Raw genomic sequence first — 14,617 nt, 5'->3', positions numbered from 1 at the left:
TTTCTCTTCAGTTGAACTGGGCTGACACGTCCTTGCTGACCCACACCTTCGCGTCGATGCTGCCCACGCGGGAAAGCTGCATCTCGTAGGTGTAGCGGTCGGGGCGGTAGAAGCCGTGCAGCCACTGCACGGGCCGCTCGTCCTCGTCGTAGATCAGGCGGCGCACCGCGAGCAGGGCCGAGCCGACGGAGACGTCGAGGTGCTGGGCGAGCACGTTGTCGGCCAGCCGGGCGGAGATGGTCTGGTGGGCGCGCCCCACCTTCACGCCCGACTCCTCCAGCAGCACCAGGATGGGCTTCTTCGACAGCTCGCGCCGACCGAAGCGGCGCGCGATGGTGTCGGGCACGTAGGTCGTGATGTGCGAGAGCGGCCCCTCCTTGGTGGAGCGCACGCGCACCGCCTTCTGCACCGCATCGCCGAGCTGGAGCTGCAGCGCCTCGGCCACCTGGGTGGATGCCGTGATGGTGGCCACCTCGATCACCTTGACCGAGGTGTGCAGGCCCATGGTGACGAGGTTCTCGAGCAGGCCGCGCAGGTTGGCGCGCTCCATGCCTCTGGTGCCCGGGCCTTCACCGCCGGCCGGCGGCACCGCGCGCGTGCGGCGCCCGGGATTGCGTTCGATGAGCCCTTCGGAAGCCAGCTGCTCGAGTGCGCGGCGCACGGTGACGCGCGCCACGTTGAACTGCCCCATCAGCGCCAGTTCGCCGGGAAGGCCCTCCGCAAAGCGGCCTTCGTGCAACTGCTCGCGCAGCACCAGATAGATCTGGTGGTATTTCGGCAAGGGCATCTGCGACATGCCGTTGATGGTTTTGCAGTTTTAATGTTCTGTCAATGGGACATTTGAAGCCGCAAAAAAGGCGCCGGAGGCGCCTTCATCGAAACTGGCGGCAGGAGCTCAGAGCTTGAAGGGAATCACTTCCTGGCGCTGGTCGCCCAGGCCTTCGATGCCCAGCGTCATCACGTCGCCCTTCTTCAGGAAGAGCGGCGGCTTCATGCCCATGCCCACGCCGGGGGGCGTGCCGGTGGTGATGATGTCGCCCGGCATCAGCGTCATGAACTGGCTCACATAGCTCACGATCTTGGCCACGGTGAAGATCATGGTCTTCGTGTTGCCGGTCTGCACGCGCTTGCCGTTCAGGTCGAGCCACATCGCCAGCTTCTGCGGGTTGGGCACGTCGTCGCGTGTCACCAGCCAGGGGCCGATGGGCCCGAAGGTGTCGCAGCCCTTGCCCTTGTCCCAGGTGCCGCCGCGCTCGATCTGGTATTCGCGCTCGCTGATGTCGTTGATGGTGCAGTAGCCGGCCACGTAGTCGAGCGCGCTCTTCTGCGGCACGTAGCGCGCGCGGGTGCCGATGACCACGCCGAGCTCGACTTCCCAGTCGGTCTTGACCGAGCCCTTGGGCAGCATCACCGGGTCGTTCGGGCCCTGCACGCAGCTGTTGGCCTTGGTGAACACCACCGGCTCCTTGGGCACCGGCAGGCCGGATTCGGCCGCGTGGTCCGCGTAGTTCAGGCCGATGGCGATGAACTTGCCCACGTTCGCCACCGGGCAGCCGAAGCGCGGCTTGCCCTTGACCAGCGGCAGCTTGTCGACCTTCTGCTTGCGCAGCTTGGCGAGGGCGGCGTCGCCGAGCTGGTCGGGGCCGATGTCCTTGACGACGGCGCTGAGGTCGCGCAGCTGGCCGTTGTCATCGATGAGGCCGGGCTTTTCCTTGCCGGGGTTGCCGTAGCGGACGAGTTTCATGCTTTCCTTTCAGTGCATTGATTGATCAGTAGGTGGAGCGGCCACCGGAGAGGTCGAAGACCGCGCCGGTGGAGAACGAGCAATCTTCCGTGCAGAGCCAGCCGACCATCGCGGCCACCTCTTCCACGGTGCCGAAGCGGCCCATGGGAATCTTCGAGAGCATGAAGGCGATGTGCTCCGGCGTCATCTGGTCGAAGATGGCCGTCTTCACCGCCGCGGGCGTCACGCAGTTCACGCGGATGCCGGTGTCGGCCAGTTCCTTGCCGAGCGACTTGGTCAGGCCGATGACGGCCGCCTTGCTCGCGCTGTAGGCGCTGGCGTTGGGGTTGCCTTCCTTGCCGGCCACCGAGGCGATGTTGACGATGCGGCCATGGCCCCCGCCCTGCCTGCGCATCTGCGCCACCACCTCGCGGCAGCACAGGAACACGCCGTTGATGTTGACTTCCATCACCTGGCGCCAGTCGTCCACCGGGTACTCCCACAGCTTGGTGTTGGGGCCGGTGATGCCGGCGCTGTTGACCAGCGCGTCGATGCGCGGCGCGTGCGCCATCGTGTCGGCTACCGCCCTGGCGACCGAGGACTGCTGCGAAACGTCGACCTTCAGCGCGAAGGCCCTGTCGCCGAGCGATTCGGCGGCCTTTGCGGCGGCGGCTTCATCGCGGTCCCACAACGTGACGCTGCCGCCCGAGGCGACCAGCCGCTGCGCGATGCCGAAGCCCAGGCCCGTGGCGCCGCCGGTGACGACCGCGTGGCGGCCGTTGAAGTCGAGCTGGTTCAATTGGGTCGTCTCCTCGGCCATGTCCTCGGGTTTGGCCCGATGATGGTGCGGGCGATCTGGCGTATTCTGAATTGGCCTGACCACTTGGCCAATTCAGGACAACCCTTAACCGCTTTTTTCCTCTCCCCTTCGCGTCTCCCGCCCTCCTCCGTGCCGCTCCAGACCCTCGCACCCCAGCGCCTCTATCGCCAGATCGCCGAACAGTTGCGCGAGCTCATCGGCAAGGGCGAATTCGCGGTGGGCGCGCGCATTCCCGCCGAGCGCGACCTTGCCCGGCAGCTGGGCGTGAGCCGGCCGTCGGTGCGCGAGGCGCTGATCGCGCTGGAGGTGGAGGGCTGGGTCGAGGTGCGCACCGGCTCGGGCGTGTACGTGCTCGACCGCTCGAGCCGCACGCCTGCGCCGCCCAATGGCGCTGCGGGCATCGAATGGGGACCGCTCGAAATCATCCGCGCGCGCCGCATGGTGGAGGGCGAGACCGCCGCCACCGCGGCCCAGTACGGCAAGCGCAAGGACGTGGACGCCATGCGCCGCGCCATCCGCATGATGCGCGAGCTGGCCGCGCGCAACGAGGTGCCGCACGAGGGCGACCGCGCCTTCCACCTGGCCATCGTCAACGCCTGCGACAACGTGGTACTGACCGAGACGGTACAAGGCTTCTGGGAGTCGCGGCACGGGCCGATCTTCGCCCGCATGATCGATTACTTCGAGACCATGGAGTCGTGGCAGGTCGCCATCGGCGAGCACGAGCTGATCCTCGAGGCCATCGCCGCGCGCGACCCGGCCGCCGCTCGAAGCGCCATGCACGAACACATGGACAAGTTCCACCAGCGGTTCAGCGCGAGCTGGCGCCGCACCAAGGCTTCCTGAACCCCGAGGACCCGAGGAAGAACACCACGATGACTCCCTACATCCGACTCCATCCCGCCGACGACGTCGTCATCGCGCGCTCCCAGCTGCTCGGCGGCACCGCCGTCGAAGGCGTGGCCGTGCGCGGGCTGATTCCGCCGGGCCACAAGATCGCGATGCGCGACATCGCGCAGGGCGAGCCCGTGCGCCGCTACAACCAGATCATCGGCTTCGCGAGCCGCCCCATCGCCGCCGGCGAGCACGTGCACACGCAGAACCTCGACATGGGCCCCGACAAGGGCGACTTCGAACGCGACTACGCCTTCGGCGCCGACGTGAAGCCCGCCCCCACCAAGCGCGAAGCCACCTTCATGGGCATCAAGCGCGCCGACGGCCGCGTGGCCACGCGCAACTACATCGGCGTGCTGACCAGCGTGAACTGCTCGGCCACGGCCGCGCGCGCTATCGCCGACCACTTCTCTCGCAAGACCAATCCGCAGGCGCTGGCGGCCTTTCCCAACGTGGACGGCGTGGTCGCGCTCACGCACGGCACCGGCTGCGGCATGGACACGCAGGGCATGGGCATGCAGATCCTGGAGCGCACGCTCACGGGCTACGCCACGCACCCGAACTTCGCGGGCGTGCTGGTGGTCGGCCTGGGCTGCGAGGCCAACCAGATCAACGCCTGGCTCGCGACCGGCCACCTGGCCGAGGGCGAGAACCTCCGCACCTTCAACATCCAGGACACGGGCGGCACGCGCAAGACGGTCGAGAAGGGCGTGGCGCTCATCAACGAAATGCTGCCGCGCGCCAACGCGGTGAAGCGCGAGCCCTGCAGCGCGGCGCACATCACGATCGGGCTGCAATGCGGCGGCTCCGACGGCTACTCGGGCATCAGCGCCAACCCGGCGCTGGGCGCGGCGGTCGACCTGCTGGTGGCGCACGGCGGCACGGCCATCCTCAGCGAAACGCCCGAGGTGTACGGCGCCGAGCACCTGCTCACGCGCCGCGCGGTGAAGCGCGAAGTCGGCCAGAAGCTGGTGGATCGGATCAAGTGGTGGGAGCACTACACCGCCATCAACAAGGGCGAGATGAACAACAACCCCTCGCCGGGCAACAAGGCCGGCGGGCTCACCACCATCCTCGAGAAGTCGCTGGGCGCGGTCGCCAAGGGTGGCACCAGCAACCTCGAGGCGGTGTACGAATACGCCGAGCCCGTCACCGCGCATGGCTTCGTCTACATGGACACGCCGGGCTACGACCCGGTGAGCGCCACAGGCCAGGTCGCCGGCGGCGCCAACCTGATCTGCTTCACCACCGGGCGCGGCTCGGCCTACGGCTGCGCACCCTCGCCTTCGCTCAAGCTCGCGACCAACTCGGCGCTGTGGCAGCGCCAGGAGGAAGACATGGACATCAACTGCGGCGAGATCGTCGACGGCACCGCGTCGATCCAGGAGATGGGCCAGCGCATCTTCGAGCTGGTGCTGGCAACCGCATCGGGCGCGCACTCGAAGAGCGAGCAGCACGGCTACGGCCAGAACGAGTTCGTGCCGTGGCAGGTCGGTGCGGTGATGTGAACCGAGCGAACCCATCGACGGCGAGGAACGGCATGGCAACTCTTCCCTTCGGCTTTCTCGAAGGCACCGGCTTCGAGCAACTCGACCCGCGCTTCAAGGGCTGCACTCCCGGCCCCGAGCGCGTGCAGCGCCTGTGGACCGGCGCGCGCTGGTGCGAGGGCCCCGCGTGGTTCGCCGCGCACCGCACGCTGGTGTGGTCGGACATCCCGAACAACCGCATGCTGCGCTTCGACGAAGTCAACGGCACGGTGGGCACCTTTCGCGAGCCATCGGACAACACCAACGGCAACACGGTCGACCGCCAGGGCCGGCTGGTGAGCTGCGAGCACCTCACGCGGCGCGTGACGCGCACCGAGCACGACGGCACAGTCACCGTGCTGGCCTCGCACTGGAAGGGCAAGCGGCTCAATTCGCCCAACGACGTGGTGGTGCACTCGGACGGCGCCGTGTGGTTCACCGATCCGAGCTACGGCATCCTCTCCGACTACGAAGGCCTGAAGGCCGAAAGCGAGATCGGCGCCTGCCATGTCTACCGCATCGATCCGCAAAGCGGCGAAGTGGAACTCATGGCCGACGACTTCGTGAAGCCCAACGGGCTGGCGTTCTCGCCGGACGAATCGCTGCTGTACATCGCCGACACGGGAGCCAGCCATGCGGCGGACGGTCCCCGGCACATCCGAAAATTCAAGCTCGGAGCCGATGGCCGCACCTTGAGCGGCGGCGAGGTCTTCGCCGAGTGCACCAGTGGCCTCTTCGACGGCTTCCGCCTCGACACCGAAGGCCGCATCTGGACCAGCGCGCTCGACGGCGTGCACGCCTACCACCCCGACGGCACGCTGCTGGGCAAGATCCTGCTGCCCGAGCGCGTGGCCAACGTCTGCTTCGGCGGCCCCAAGCGCAACCGCCTCTTCATCTGCGCGACCACGTCGCTCTACGCCATCACACTGAACGCGAAAGGAGCCTGATCCATGTCCCATACGCTCAAGGCCGACCACCTGCAGGCCACCGTCGCCCGCATCCTCGAAGCCGCGGGCAGCTCGCCCGCCGAGGCCCGGCAGGTGGCGGCCAACCTGGTGCTGGCCAACCTGAGCGGGCACGACTCGCACGGCGTGGGCATGCTGCCTCGATATGTCGACGCAGTGGCCGAGGGCGGCCTGAAGCCGAACGCCGCGGTGCGCGTGAACCTCGACATCGGCACGCTGATGGGCCTGGACGGCCAACACGGCTACGGCCAGATTGTCGGCGTGCAGGCAATGGAGCTGGGCATCGCGCGCGCGAAGCAGCACGGCAGCTGCATCTTCACGCTGGCGCATGCGCACCATCTGGGGCGCATCGGTCACTTCGCGGAAATGGCGACGGCGCAGGGGCTGGTGTCGATGCACTTCGTCAACGTGCTCTCGCGGCCGGTGGTCGCGCCCTGGGGCGGCGGCGACGGGCGCTTCGGCACCAACCCGTGCTGCATCGGCATTCCGCTCGCAGGCGCGGAGCCCTTCGTGCTCGACTACGCGACCAGCCGCGTGGCGCAGGGCAAGATGCGCGTGGCGCACAACAAGGGCGAGCGTGTGCCCGACGGCTACCTGATCGACGAAAAAGGCGCGCCCACCAACGACCCCGGCGTGGTGGTGGTGCCGCAGGGCAACGGCCTCTTCGGCGCGCTCATGACCTTCGGCGAGCACAAGGGCTACGGCATGGCCGTGGCCTGCGAGCTGCTCGGCGGCGCGCTCACCGGCGGCGGCACCTGGCATCGGCAGGCGGACACGGCGCGCACCGTGCTCAACGGCATGCTCACGGTGCTGATTGACCCGGCGAAGCTGGGCACGCAGAAATCCTTCGACGAGGAGGCCCGCGAGTTCGTCGCCTGGCTGAGGCAGAGCCCGCCCGGGCAGGGCTTCGAAGAAGTGCAGATCGCGGGCGAGCCGGAGCGCAAGGCGCGATCGGCGCGGCGCAAAGACGGGATCTGGGTGGACGATGCGACCTGGGGGGAGATCGTCGCGGCGGGCGCGAAGGTGGGCGTGCAGGTCTCGTAGCCCCTGGCCGGCCATCCAGCCTAAGGACGGGCGCTTCGCGCCTTCTGGCCGAGCACGAGCGCGATGCCGCCCAGGATTGCCACGGAGGCCGCCGCCAGCCGCGGCGTGATCGCCTCCGACAGGAACATCACGCCGCCGAACGCCGCCAGCAGCGGCACCGACAGCTGCACGGTGGCCGCGCGCATGGCGCCAAGGCGGCTCAGGGCCGCGTACCAGACCACGTAGCCGAGCCCTGAGGTCAGCGCACCGGAGGCGACAGCGAGCACGAGGCCGGTCGCGTCCGCGCGGGCGCTGGCCGCGAACACGAGGCTCAGCGCCAGTGCGAGCGGCACCGCACGCGTGAAGTTGCGCGCGGTGGCAGCCAGCGGATCGGCCACGCCACGGCCGCGCAGCGAATACACACCCCAGGCCACGCCAGCGACCGCCATCAGCGCGGCGCCCAGCAGCGGCGGCGCGGCAATGCCCGGCAGCACCAGGTAGACGAGCCCGCCCGCCGCCATCGCGAAGCCGAGCCACGCGAGCGCCCCGAAGCGCTCGGTGCCGGAGCGCAGGCCCACGCCGAACATCGTCAGCTGGACCGCGCCGAACAGGATCAGCGCACCCGTGCCCGCCGGCAGGCTGAGGTAGGCGAAGGAGAAGAAGGCGACGTAGCCGAACAGCATGAAGGCGGCCAGCCAGTCCACGCGAGCCGGCGAGGCCTGCGGCTGCGCCCTGAAGCGCACGATGAGCCCCAGCATGAGCGCTCCCGCCACGAGCCTGACGCTGCCGAAGCTCGCGGGGTCGATGCCCTTGTGTTGCAACGCGAGCCGGCACAGCAGGGAGTTGGCCGCGAATGCGAGCATGGCCACCGTCGTGAGGAGGATGGTCCGCAGACCTTGGGGAGCACTCGCCGCGTCAGGCATGCTCGCACACCCGCCACAGGCGGGGCTCCATCGGACCGACCGTGCCATGGCTCATGCGCCCTCCGTCGAGGCAATCGGGGCAAACATCGGCTCGCCACCTGGGCTGGCGGCGAGGGGCTGGACGATGCTACTCCGCCCGAGAGCTCGAGGCGAGCCGGCCAGGGCCCCTGCAGGGTACCCCGTCAGACGATCAGCGCGATCGTCGCTTCCAGGTGCTCGGACGGCGCGCGGCGGAAGCCCGAGCGCGCGAAGCGCTGCAGCTGCCCCACCACGAAGGCCGTGAGCGCCGCGGCGCGCACCTGGGCGTCGACGCTGGGCGTGGCCGAGCCGTCGGCCGCGGCGGCGCCGCGCAGCACCTGGCGCAGCGTGGATTCGATCTTGTCGAAGAACTGGTTCATGCGCTGCTGCAGGCGCTCGTTCTCGTAGACCAGCGCGTCGCCCACCATGACGCGGGTCATGCCGGGGTTGCGTTCGGCGAACTGCACGAGCAGCGTGAGGATGCGCGCGGCCTGCTGGGCGCCGGTGGCGCCCTCGCGCTCGAGGATCTGGTTGACGAGCGTGAAGACGCTCTGCTCGATGAAATCGATCAGGCCCTCGAACATCTGGGCCTTGCTCGCGAAATGGCGATAGAGCGCAGCTTCGCTCACTTCGAGCCGTGCGGCCAGCGCGGCGGTGGTGACCCGCTCTGCGCCCGGCTGCTCCAGCATGGAGGCGAGCGCCTGCAGGATCTGCACGCGCCGCTCGCCCGGCTTGGGGCGCTTGCGCGCCGGGGGAGTGGTCGTTTCCGCAGGGGTCTCTACGCCGGAAGCACTGGTCGTCTCTTCGTTCTGCATGGGAGCGCGTGCAAAGATGTAATCAATTGATTCTCGCACAGCGCAGTGAGCACGCGCCCACGCCGGGCTCAACGGGCGCGGATCATCGTCCCGTAGGCCTGGTCGGTCAGAATCTCCAGCAGCATCGCGTGCGGCACGCGGCCGTCGATGATGTGGACCGCGTTCACGCCGCTCTTGGCCGCGTCGAGCGCGCCTTCGATCTTGGGCAGCATGCCGCCGGAGATGGTGCCGTCGGCGAACAGGTCGTCGATCTCGCGGGCGCTCAGGTTGGTGAGCAGCTTGCCGTCCTTGTCGAGCACGCCGGGCGTGTTGGTCAGCAGCATGAGCTTCTCGGCCTTGAGCACGGTGGCGAGCTTGCCGGCGACGACGTCGGCGTTGATGTTGTAGCTCTCGTTCTCCTCGCCGAAGCCGATGGGGCTGACCACCGGGATGAACGCGTCGTCCTGCAGCGCCTTGACCACGCTGGGGTCGATGGAGACGATGTCGCCGACCTGGCCCACGTCGTGGTGCACGTTGGGATCGTTGCGGTCGGCCATCTTGAGTTTCTGCGCGCGGATCAGGCCGCCGTCGCGACCGGTCAGGCCCACGGCCTTGCCGCCGGCCTGGTTGATCAGGCCCACGATGTCCTGCTGCACCTCGCCGGCCAGCACCCATTCGACGACTTCCATGGTCTCGGCGTCGGTCACGCGCATGCCCTGGATGAAGCTGCCCTTCTTGCCCAGGCGGTTCAGCGCCGCCTCGATCTGCGGGCCGCCGCCGTGCACCACCACCGGGTTCATGCCCACCAGCTTGAGCAGCACCACGTCTTCGGCAAAGTCGGCCTGCAGCGCCGGGTCGGTCATGGCGTTGCCGCCGTACTTGATGACGATGGTCTTGCCGTGGAACTTGCGGATGTACGGCAGCGCCTGGGCCAGGATCTCGGCCTTGTCGCGCGGGGGGATGTTGAGGACGGGGTCGGTCATGGGCGGTCAGGCTCCGAAGCGGTGGACGATCAGGTGAGGCTCAAATTCTCGCGCAATCCCGGTGACAGCCGGCTGACTGCGCGGGGAACACCGTGGAACCGGTGTTGCCCCCTGCAAAAGGGAAGGCGCGCGACACTGAGTGCGCGAAGCCTGGGGGTTTGCCAGTCACGGCCTCAGCCAGCGGGGGACCTTGAAGCGCACGATCATCAGATAGGCGCCCACGTAGGTGGTCACGAACAGCAGGCAGAAGAACATCAGCACGATCGTGTTGTTCCAGAACAGCACCGCCGGCACCACCGACAGGGCCGCGAACATCCACAGGTAGGGCGAGGTGCGGTTGTTGCGCGCCAGCAGCTGGCGGGCCTCGTCGTCCGCGAAGGCCACGCGCACGATGCGGCGGAAGATCAGCTGATGGAAGTGCAGCGCGTCGGCCGTGCCCGGCGACTGCCCACGTGCCAGCTTGCGGTAGATGGAGAACAGCGTCTCCCACACCGGGTAGATCAGCAACAGCATCGGGAACCAGGGCGACACCACGCGATGGCGCTGCACCAGCGTCACGCAGGCCACGGCGATCACCATGCCCCAGACGTAGGCACCGCCGTCGCCGGCGAAGATCTTGCCGCGCGGGTAGTTCCACACCAGGAAGCCGAAGGTGGCGCCGACCAGGCAGACCACCATGGCCGCCAGCTGCCGGTCGCCGACCTGCAGCGCCACGTGCGAGATTGCCAGACAGACCAGCACGGCGACCGTGCCCGCGAGCCCGTTGTAGCCGTCGATGATGTTGAAGGCATGCGGCAGGCCGCCGATGGCCAGGGCCGCGAAGAGCACGGTGGCATAGGGAACCATCGCCAGCCAGCCGTCGACCGTCTCGAAGCCGGTGCGCGCCACGCCCAGCCCCAGCAGCCAGCACACCAGCAGCGCCGAGCCGATGGTCAGCCCCAGCCGGTAGCGCACCTTCACGCGCTGGGTAACGTCCTCGACGATGCCGCCGAGCACCGCGGGCAGGATGCACACCAGCGTGAGCATCGAGGTCGAGACCGGCCAGGAGACGTTGAACGGGTCGGTGCCGGTGATGCCGGCAGCCAGCCAGGCCACGCCCATGCCCATCAGGATGCCCGCGCCGCCCAGGCGCGGCACGTGGCCCTTGTGGAAGCGCTGGGGCATGTCGGCGCCGTAGATGCGGGCATGCCGCCGCGCACGTCGCATGAACACCTGGACCGAGAAGGCGGCGACGAAGAAACTGATGACGATCAGAGCAATCATGTGTGGGGTTTGGGGAACCCTAGAATTCCCGGGCGAAATTAGACCATGCCCACGCCCCCCTCCTCCCGCCCTCCCATCACCATTTCGATCGTGAGCCACGGCCAGCTCGCGCTGGTGCTGCCGCTGCTGGAGCAGCTGGACAGGCACAGCCGCGCCGTCATCGACAAGGTTTTGCTTACATTGAACATCCCCGAAGCCGACCTGCTTGCGGGCCGAACCTGGGGCTTCGCGGTGGAGCGGATCGAGAACGCGAGCCCCAAGGGCTTCGGCGCCAATCACAACCAGGCCTTCGAACGCTGCGGCACCGAGTGGTTCCTGGTGCTGAACCCCGACATCCGCTTCGACAACGACGTGCTGTCGCCACTGCTCGCGCAGGCCGCGACGGACGCCGGCCTGCTGACGCCGCGCATCCTGGAGCCCGGCAAGACGGAGCCCGAACCGCACCGGGCACTGCTGACGCCGCTGGAAATCGTCGGAAGAAAGAAGCCCGGCTACGTGCGACCGACGGTGCCGGCATGGATTCCAGGCCTGTTCATGCTCTTTCGCAGCAAGGCCTACCGGCAGGTCGGCGGCTTCGACGAGAAGTTCTTCATGTACGGCGAGGACTTCGACATCTGCGCCCGCACCCGCCTGGCGGGCTGGAAGCTGCAGGTGGGCGAGAACCTGCTCGCCCGGCACGACGCGCAGCGCGAGAGCCACCGCAGCAGGAAGTACCTGTACTGGCACGTGACCAGCCTGCTGAAGGTGTGGCTGTCGGCCTCGTTCTGGCGATACCTGCGACTGCAGGGCCGCTAGCCGGCCCTTCAGCCGGGACGGTCAGCCGCGCTCGAAAACGTCCTGCACGATGGCCTGCTTGCCACGGCCGAAGCGTTCATAGCGGCCGCGCGCGGCCTCCAGGAGGATCGGGAGCACGCGCAGCGGACGCGCCGCCGGCAATCCCGCCCTGAACCGCTGGTGCGCAACCTTGGCGCGCTGCGCATCCAGGCAGCCCGGCCGTACCCGGTCGCCGAGCTGCTGCAGCCGCTGCAACAGCGCCTCGGCCCGCCGCAGCCGCGCCACATGCTTGTCGCCCCGCTCCACGAAAGCCTTCGCCACCTTCTCGGACAGCGTCAGCCGACGCGCGCCGATTTGGTTGTTGCCGTGCTGACGGTAGTCGATGGTCGGCTCGGGCAGCACGTCCATGCGGCCCGTGGCAGCGGCAATAGCGGCGAGCCACTCGTCGTGCACCCACTCGGGCGAGAACGGCAGCGCCGCATCGAGCAGGCTCCTGCGGAACATAGTCGTCGCACCGGTCACCAGATTGCGGCGCAGCAGCACGCCAAAGGCCTCGCCGCCCGCAATGGCCTGCAACTCGGCCGGCTGCACCTCGAGCGCATGGAAGAGCGTGGAGCCCAGCGGCTTCAGATCGCCGTCGACCAGGCGTGCGTCCGTGTGGAGCAGCAGCAGATCGGGCCGCGCCTCGAACTGCGCCACCATGCCCGCCAGCCGCCCGGGGTGCCAGACGTCGTCCTGGTCGCACAGCGCGATGAGGTCGTGGCTGCAGGCGCGCACCGCCTGCTCGAAATTGCGCGTGACGCCCAGCGGCGGGGAGTTGCTGAACACGCGCAGCACGATGCGGTCGGCAACGCCGCACTGGGCGAGGATGTCGCGCACCACCGCCAGCGTGTCGTCGGTGGAGCCGTCGTCGGACACGACGATCTCTTGCGGCAGCGGCTCCTGAGCGCAGATGCTGCGCAGCTGCTCGGGGAGATAGCGTGCGCCGTTGCGGGTGCAGAGGGCGACGGAGACTGCGAGAGGCATCGGACCTCGATCAGACCGGAGCCACGCGAGGGGGCCAGGCGTAGCTGAAGTCTTCGCGGGCCAGCATGAGATTGGGGCTGTAGGCGGGGTCGTTCTGGATCAGGTCGCCCCAGCGCTCGTGCATGTATGCAGCTTCTTCCTGGAACTGGGCCTGCTTCTGAGGCGAAACGTCCTTGGCGCGGGTGGCCGACTCGTAGTGGAACAGCTCCGCATAGGGCGTCCACACGTTGCGCAGGCCCGCCTCGCGCAGGCGCAGGCAGAAGTCGATGTCGTTGAAGGATTCCTTCAAATGCACTTCATCGAGCCCGCCAACCTCGAGGTAGTGGCTCTTGCGGATCACGAGGCAGGCCGCAGTGACCGCGGAGAGCGTCTGGATCAGCGCCGCGCGGCCGGCATAGCCTTCACGGCCCATCGGCATGCGGCGATGTGAGTGGGCGGCAATGCCGCCTACGCCGAGGATCACGCCCGCGTGCTGCAGCGTCCTGTTCGGGAACCACAACCGCGCACCCACTGCCCCGACGCCCGGTTGCAGCGCGAGACTGACCATTTCGCCTAGCCAATCAGGCGTGATGACTTCGATGTCGTTGTTGACCAGTGCCACGAGCTCGCCATTGGCAACCGATACCGCGCCGTTATTCAGCGCCGCGTAGTTGAAGTCGCGGTCGTCGCGCAGCACGCGGACATTCGGCTTTTCGGAGGCGATACGCTTGAACCAGGCCAGGGTGTCCGGATCATCGGAGCCGTTGTCGACGATGATGATCTCGTAGTTCGAATAGCTCGTCTTCTCCAGGATCGACTGCACGCACTGCCGCGTGAGCTGCAACGCGTTGCGCGTCGGGATGATCACGGAAACCAACGGTAAGACATCCGGCAATGCGTAATGCACGCGATAGCCGAAGTCGAGGTGCTCGGCCGTGGCCCGCACACCGGTTCGCTCGAAGTGCTCGTTCAGCGCCCGCTCGCCCGCGATGGCGGCATAGGGCTTGGCGTTCATCGACTTGGCCGTGCTCTCCACATGCACGCGCCAGTGGTACAGAACGCGCGGAATGTGGCGGATCTGGCCCGGCTCGACGCGTTCCATGCACCGCAGCACCAGGTCCCAGTCCTGCGAGCCTTCCATGCCCACGCGGAAGCCGCCGACCGAACGCATGAGTTCGGTCGAGAGCACGCCAAGGTGGCTGAACATGTTCTGCGAGCGGAAGAGATCGACGTTCCAGTCGGACTTGAAATAAGGCCCGAAACGATGGCCGGCTTCATCGACCTTGTCCTCGTCTGAGTAAATCAGCTTCACGTCGGGGTGGGCCGCGATGCAATCGGCCACCCAGAAAAGCGCATGGGCCGGCAGCAGGTCGTCGTGGTCCATGAGCGCGACCCAAGGACCGGAAACCAGTTCGAGCGCGCTGTTGGAAGCGGCCGAAATGTGGCCGTTCTTCGGCCGGAACACGACCGTGATGCGCGGATCGCTCTCGCTGTACGACTTGAGGATCTCGCGCACCTCTGCCGACGGGGATGCGTCGTCTGCAATGCAGAGCTCCCAGTTCGGGTAGATCTGGCCGCGCACCGACTCGATCGCTTCGCGCAGCCAGGCCGGGTTGGGGTTGTAGGTGGGCATCACGACCGAGATCAGCGGCCGGTCGGTCATGGCGGCCACCCGCTGGACGATCTTCTCGCGCAGTTCGGGCGTCAGGGTGTCGTAGCGGTACACCCACTTCGTGTAATCGTTGTAGCCCCCGAAACGCCGGCCAAGTTCCCAGCGGATGCCCGGCCAGCCCGACTTCTTGAACATTCGCCATGCCCGCTGCACGCGCCCCATCATTCCGGGGCCTTGCCAGAGTCCGGCCAGGCCGAGGATGAATCGATAGACAGATTTCATAAAGAGATTGGG

The 14,617-nt window shown here is 67.9% G+C and carries 14 protein-coding genes; 5 read left to right on the top strand and 9 right to left on the bottom strand.

The window, feature by feature from the left end; genetic code table 11:
- Nucleotides 1–7 precede the first annotated feature (7 nt).
- From ABL838_RS04110 to ABL838_RS04100, 3 genes are all read right to left on the bottom strand, one after another.
- Nucleotides 8–787, bottom strand: coding sequence for a GntR family transcriptional regulator (locus ABL838_RS04110; protein WP_418125830.1), 780 nt, complete (start codon nucleotides 785–787; stop codon nucleotides 8–10).
- Between the two features lie 108 nt (nucleotides 788–895).
- Nucleotides 896–1,744, bottom strand: coding sequence for a fumarylacetoacetate hydrolase family protein (locus ABL838_RS04105; RefSeq protein ID WP_418124311.1), 849 nt, complete (start codon nucleotides 1,742–1,744; stop codon nucleotides 896–898).
- Between the two features lie 25 nt (nucleotides 1,745–1,769).
- On the bottom strand, nucleotides 1,770–2,522 hold the full coding sequence (locus tag ABL838_RS04100) for an SDR family NAD(P)-dependent oxidoreductase (protein WP_418124309.1): 753 nt from the start codon (nucleotides 2,520–2,522) through the stop codon (nucleotides 1,770–1,772).
- Nucleotides 2,523–2,672: 150 nt separating this feature from the next.
- On the opposite strand from ABL838_RS04100, the gene ABL838_RS04095 reads away from it, so the two are divergent.
- The 4 genes from ABL838_RS04095 to ABL838_RS04080 are packed head-to-tail and all read left to right on the top strand — an operon-like array spanning nucleotide 2,673 to nucleotide 6,972.
- Nucleotides 2,673–3,389, top strand: a complete 717-nt coding sequence (locus ABL838_RS04095) for a FadR/GntR family transcriptional regulator (protein WP_418124307.1) — start codon at nucleotides 2,673–2,675, stop codon at nucleotides 3,387–3,389.
- Nucleotides 3,390–3,418: 29 nt separating this feature from the next.
- The gene (locus tag ABL838_RS04090) at nucleotides 3,419–4,945 is read left to right on the top strand and encodes a UxaA family hydrolase (RefSeq protein ID WP_418124305.1); all 1,527 of its coding nucleotides are present in this window, start codon (nucleotides 3,419–3,421) and stop codon (nucleotides 4,943–4,945) included.
- Between the two features lie 32 nt (nucleotides 4,946–4,977).
- Entirely contained in the window at nucleotides 4,978–5,910 is a 933-nt protein-coding gene (locus ABL838_RS04085) for an SMP-30/gluconolactonase/LRE family protein (protein WP_418124303.1), read from the top strand.
- 3 nt (nucleotides 5,911–5,913) lie between these two features.
- Complete coding sequence (locus ABL838_RS04080) at nucleotides 5,914–6,972, top strand: malate/lactate/ureidoglycolate dehydrogenase (RefSeq protein ID WP_418124301.1); 1,059 nt, start codon at nucleotides 5,914–5,916, stop codon at nucleotides 6,970–6,972.
- Between the two features lie 20 nt (nucleotides 6,973–6,992).
- Here ABL838_RS04080 and ABL838_RS04075 read toward each other — a convergent pair whose 3' ends face one another.
- The 4 genes from ABL838_RS04075 to ABL838_RS04060 all read right to left on the bottom strand — a co-directional run bounded on the left by ABL838_RS04075 (nucleotide 6,993) and on the right by ABL838_RS04060 (nucleotide 10,932).
- Nucleotides 6,993–7,874: a DMT family transporter gene (locus ABL838_RS04075; protein WP_418124299.1), complete on the bottom strand. Its 882-nt coding sequence runs from the start codon at nucleotides 7,872–7,874 to the stop codon at nucleotides 6,993–6,995.
- A 182-nt stretch (nucleotides 7,875–8,056) separates the two neighbouring features.
- Nucleotides 8,057–8,707, bottom strand: a complete 651-nt coding sequence (slmA, locus tag ABL838_RS04070) for a nucleoid occlusion factor SlmA (protein ID WP_126021561.1) — start codon at nucleotides 8,705–8,707, stop codon at nucleotides 8,057–8,059.
- Nucleotides 8,708–8,775: 68 nt separating this feature from the next.
- Entirely contained in the window at nucleotides 8,776–9,669 is an 894-nt protein-coding gene (argB, locus tag ABL838_RS04065) for an acetylglutamate kinase (protein WP_019656864.1), read from the bottom strand.
- A gap of 165 nt (nucleotides 9,670–9,834) precedes the next feature.
- The gene (locus ABL838_RS04060; RefSeq protein ID WP_418124296.1) at nucleotides 9,835–10,932 is read right to left on the bottom strand and encodes a glycosyltransferase family 4 protein; all 1,098 of its coding nucleotides are present in this window, start codon (nucleotides 10,930–10,932) and stop codon (nucleotides 9,835–9,837) included.
- A gap of 45 nt (nucleotides 10,933–10,977) precedes the next feature.
- Between ABL838_RS04060 and ABL838_RS04055 the strand changes: the two genes are divergently transcribed.
- Complete coding sequence (locus ABL838_RS04055) at nucleotides 10,978–11,727, top strand: glycosyltransferase family 2 protein (protein ID WP_418124294.1); 750 nt, start codon at nucleotides 10,978–10,980, stop codon at nucleotides 11,725–11,727.
- Nucleotides 11,728–11,748: 21 nt separating this feature from the next.
- On the opposite strand, the gene ABL838_RS04050 is transcribed toward ABL838_RS04055, so the two are convergent.
- Nucleotides 11,749–12,732, bottom strand: coding sequence for a glycosyltransferase family 2 protein (locus ABL838_RS04050; protein WP_418124292.1), 984 nt, complete (start codon nucleotides 12,730–12,732; stop codon nucleotides 11,749–11,751).
- A gap of 10 nt (nucleotides 12,733–12,742) precedes the next feature.
- Complete coding sequence (locus tag ABL838_RS04045) at nucleotides 12,743–14,605, bottom strand: glycosyltransferase family 2 protein (RefSeq protein ID WP_418124290.1); 1,863 nt, start codon at nucleotides 14,603–14,605, stop codon at nucleotides 12,743–12,745.
- Between the last annotated feature and the right edge of the window lie 12 nt (nucleotides 14,606–14,617).

The organism is Variovorax sp. 160MFSha2.1, from assembly GCF_048305075.1.
GTDB classification, from domain to species: Bacteria; Pseudomonadota; Gammaproteobacteria; order Burkholderiales; family Burkholderiaceae_C; genus Variovorax; species Variovorax guangxiensis.
The sequence above is the reverse complement of the archived record's forward strand: the minus strand, read 5'-3'. Positions and strand labels throughout refer to the sequence as shown.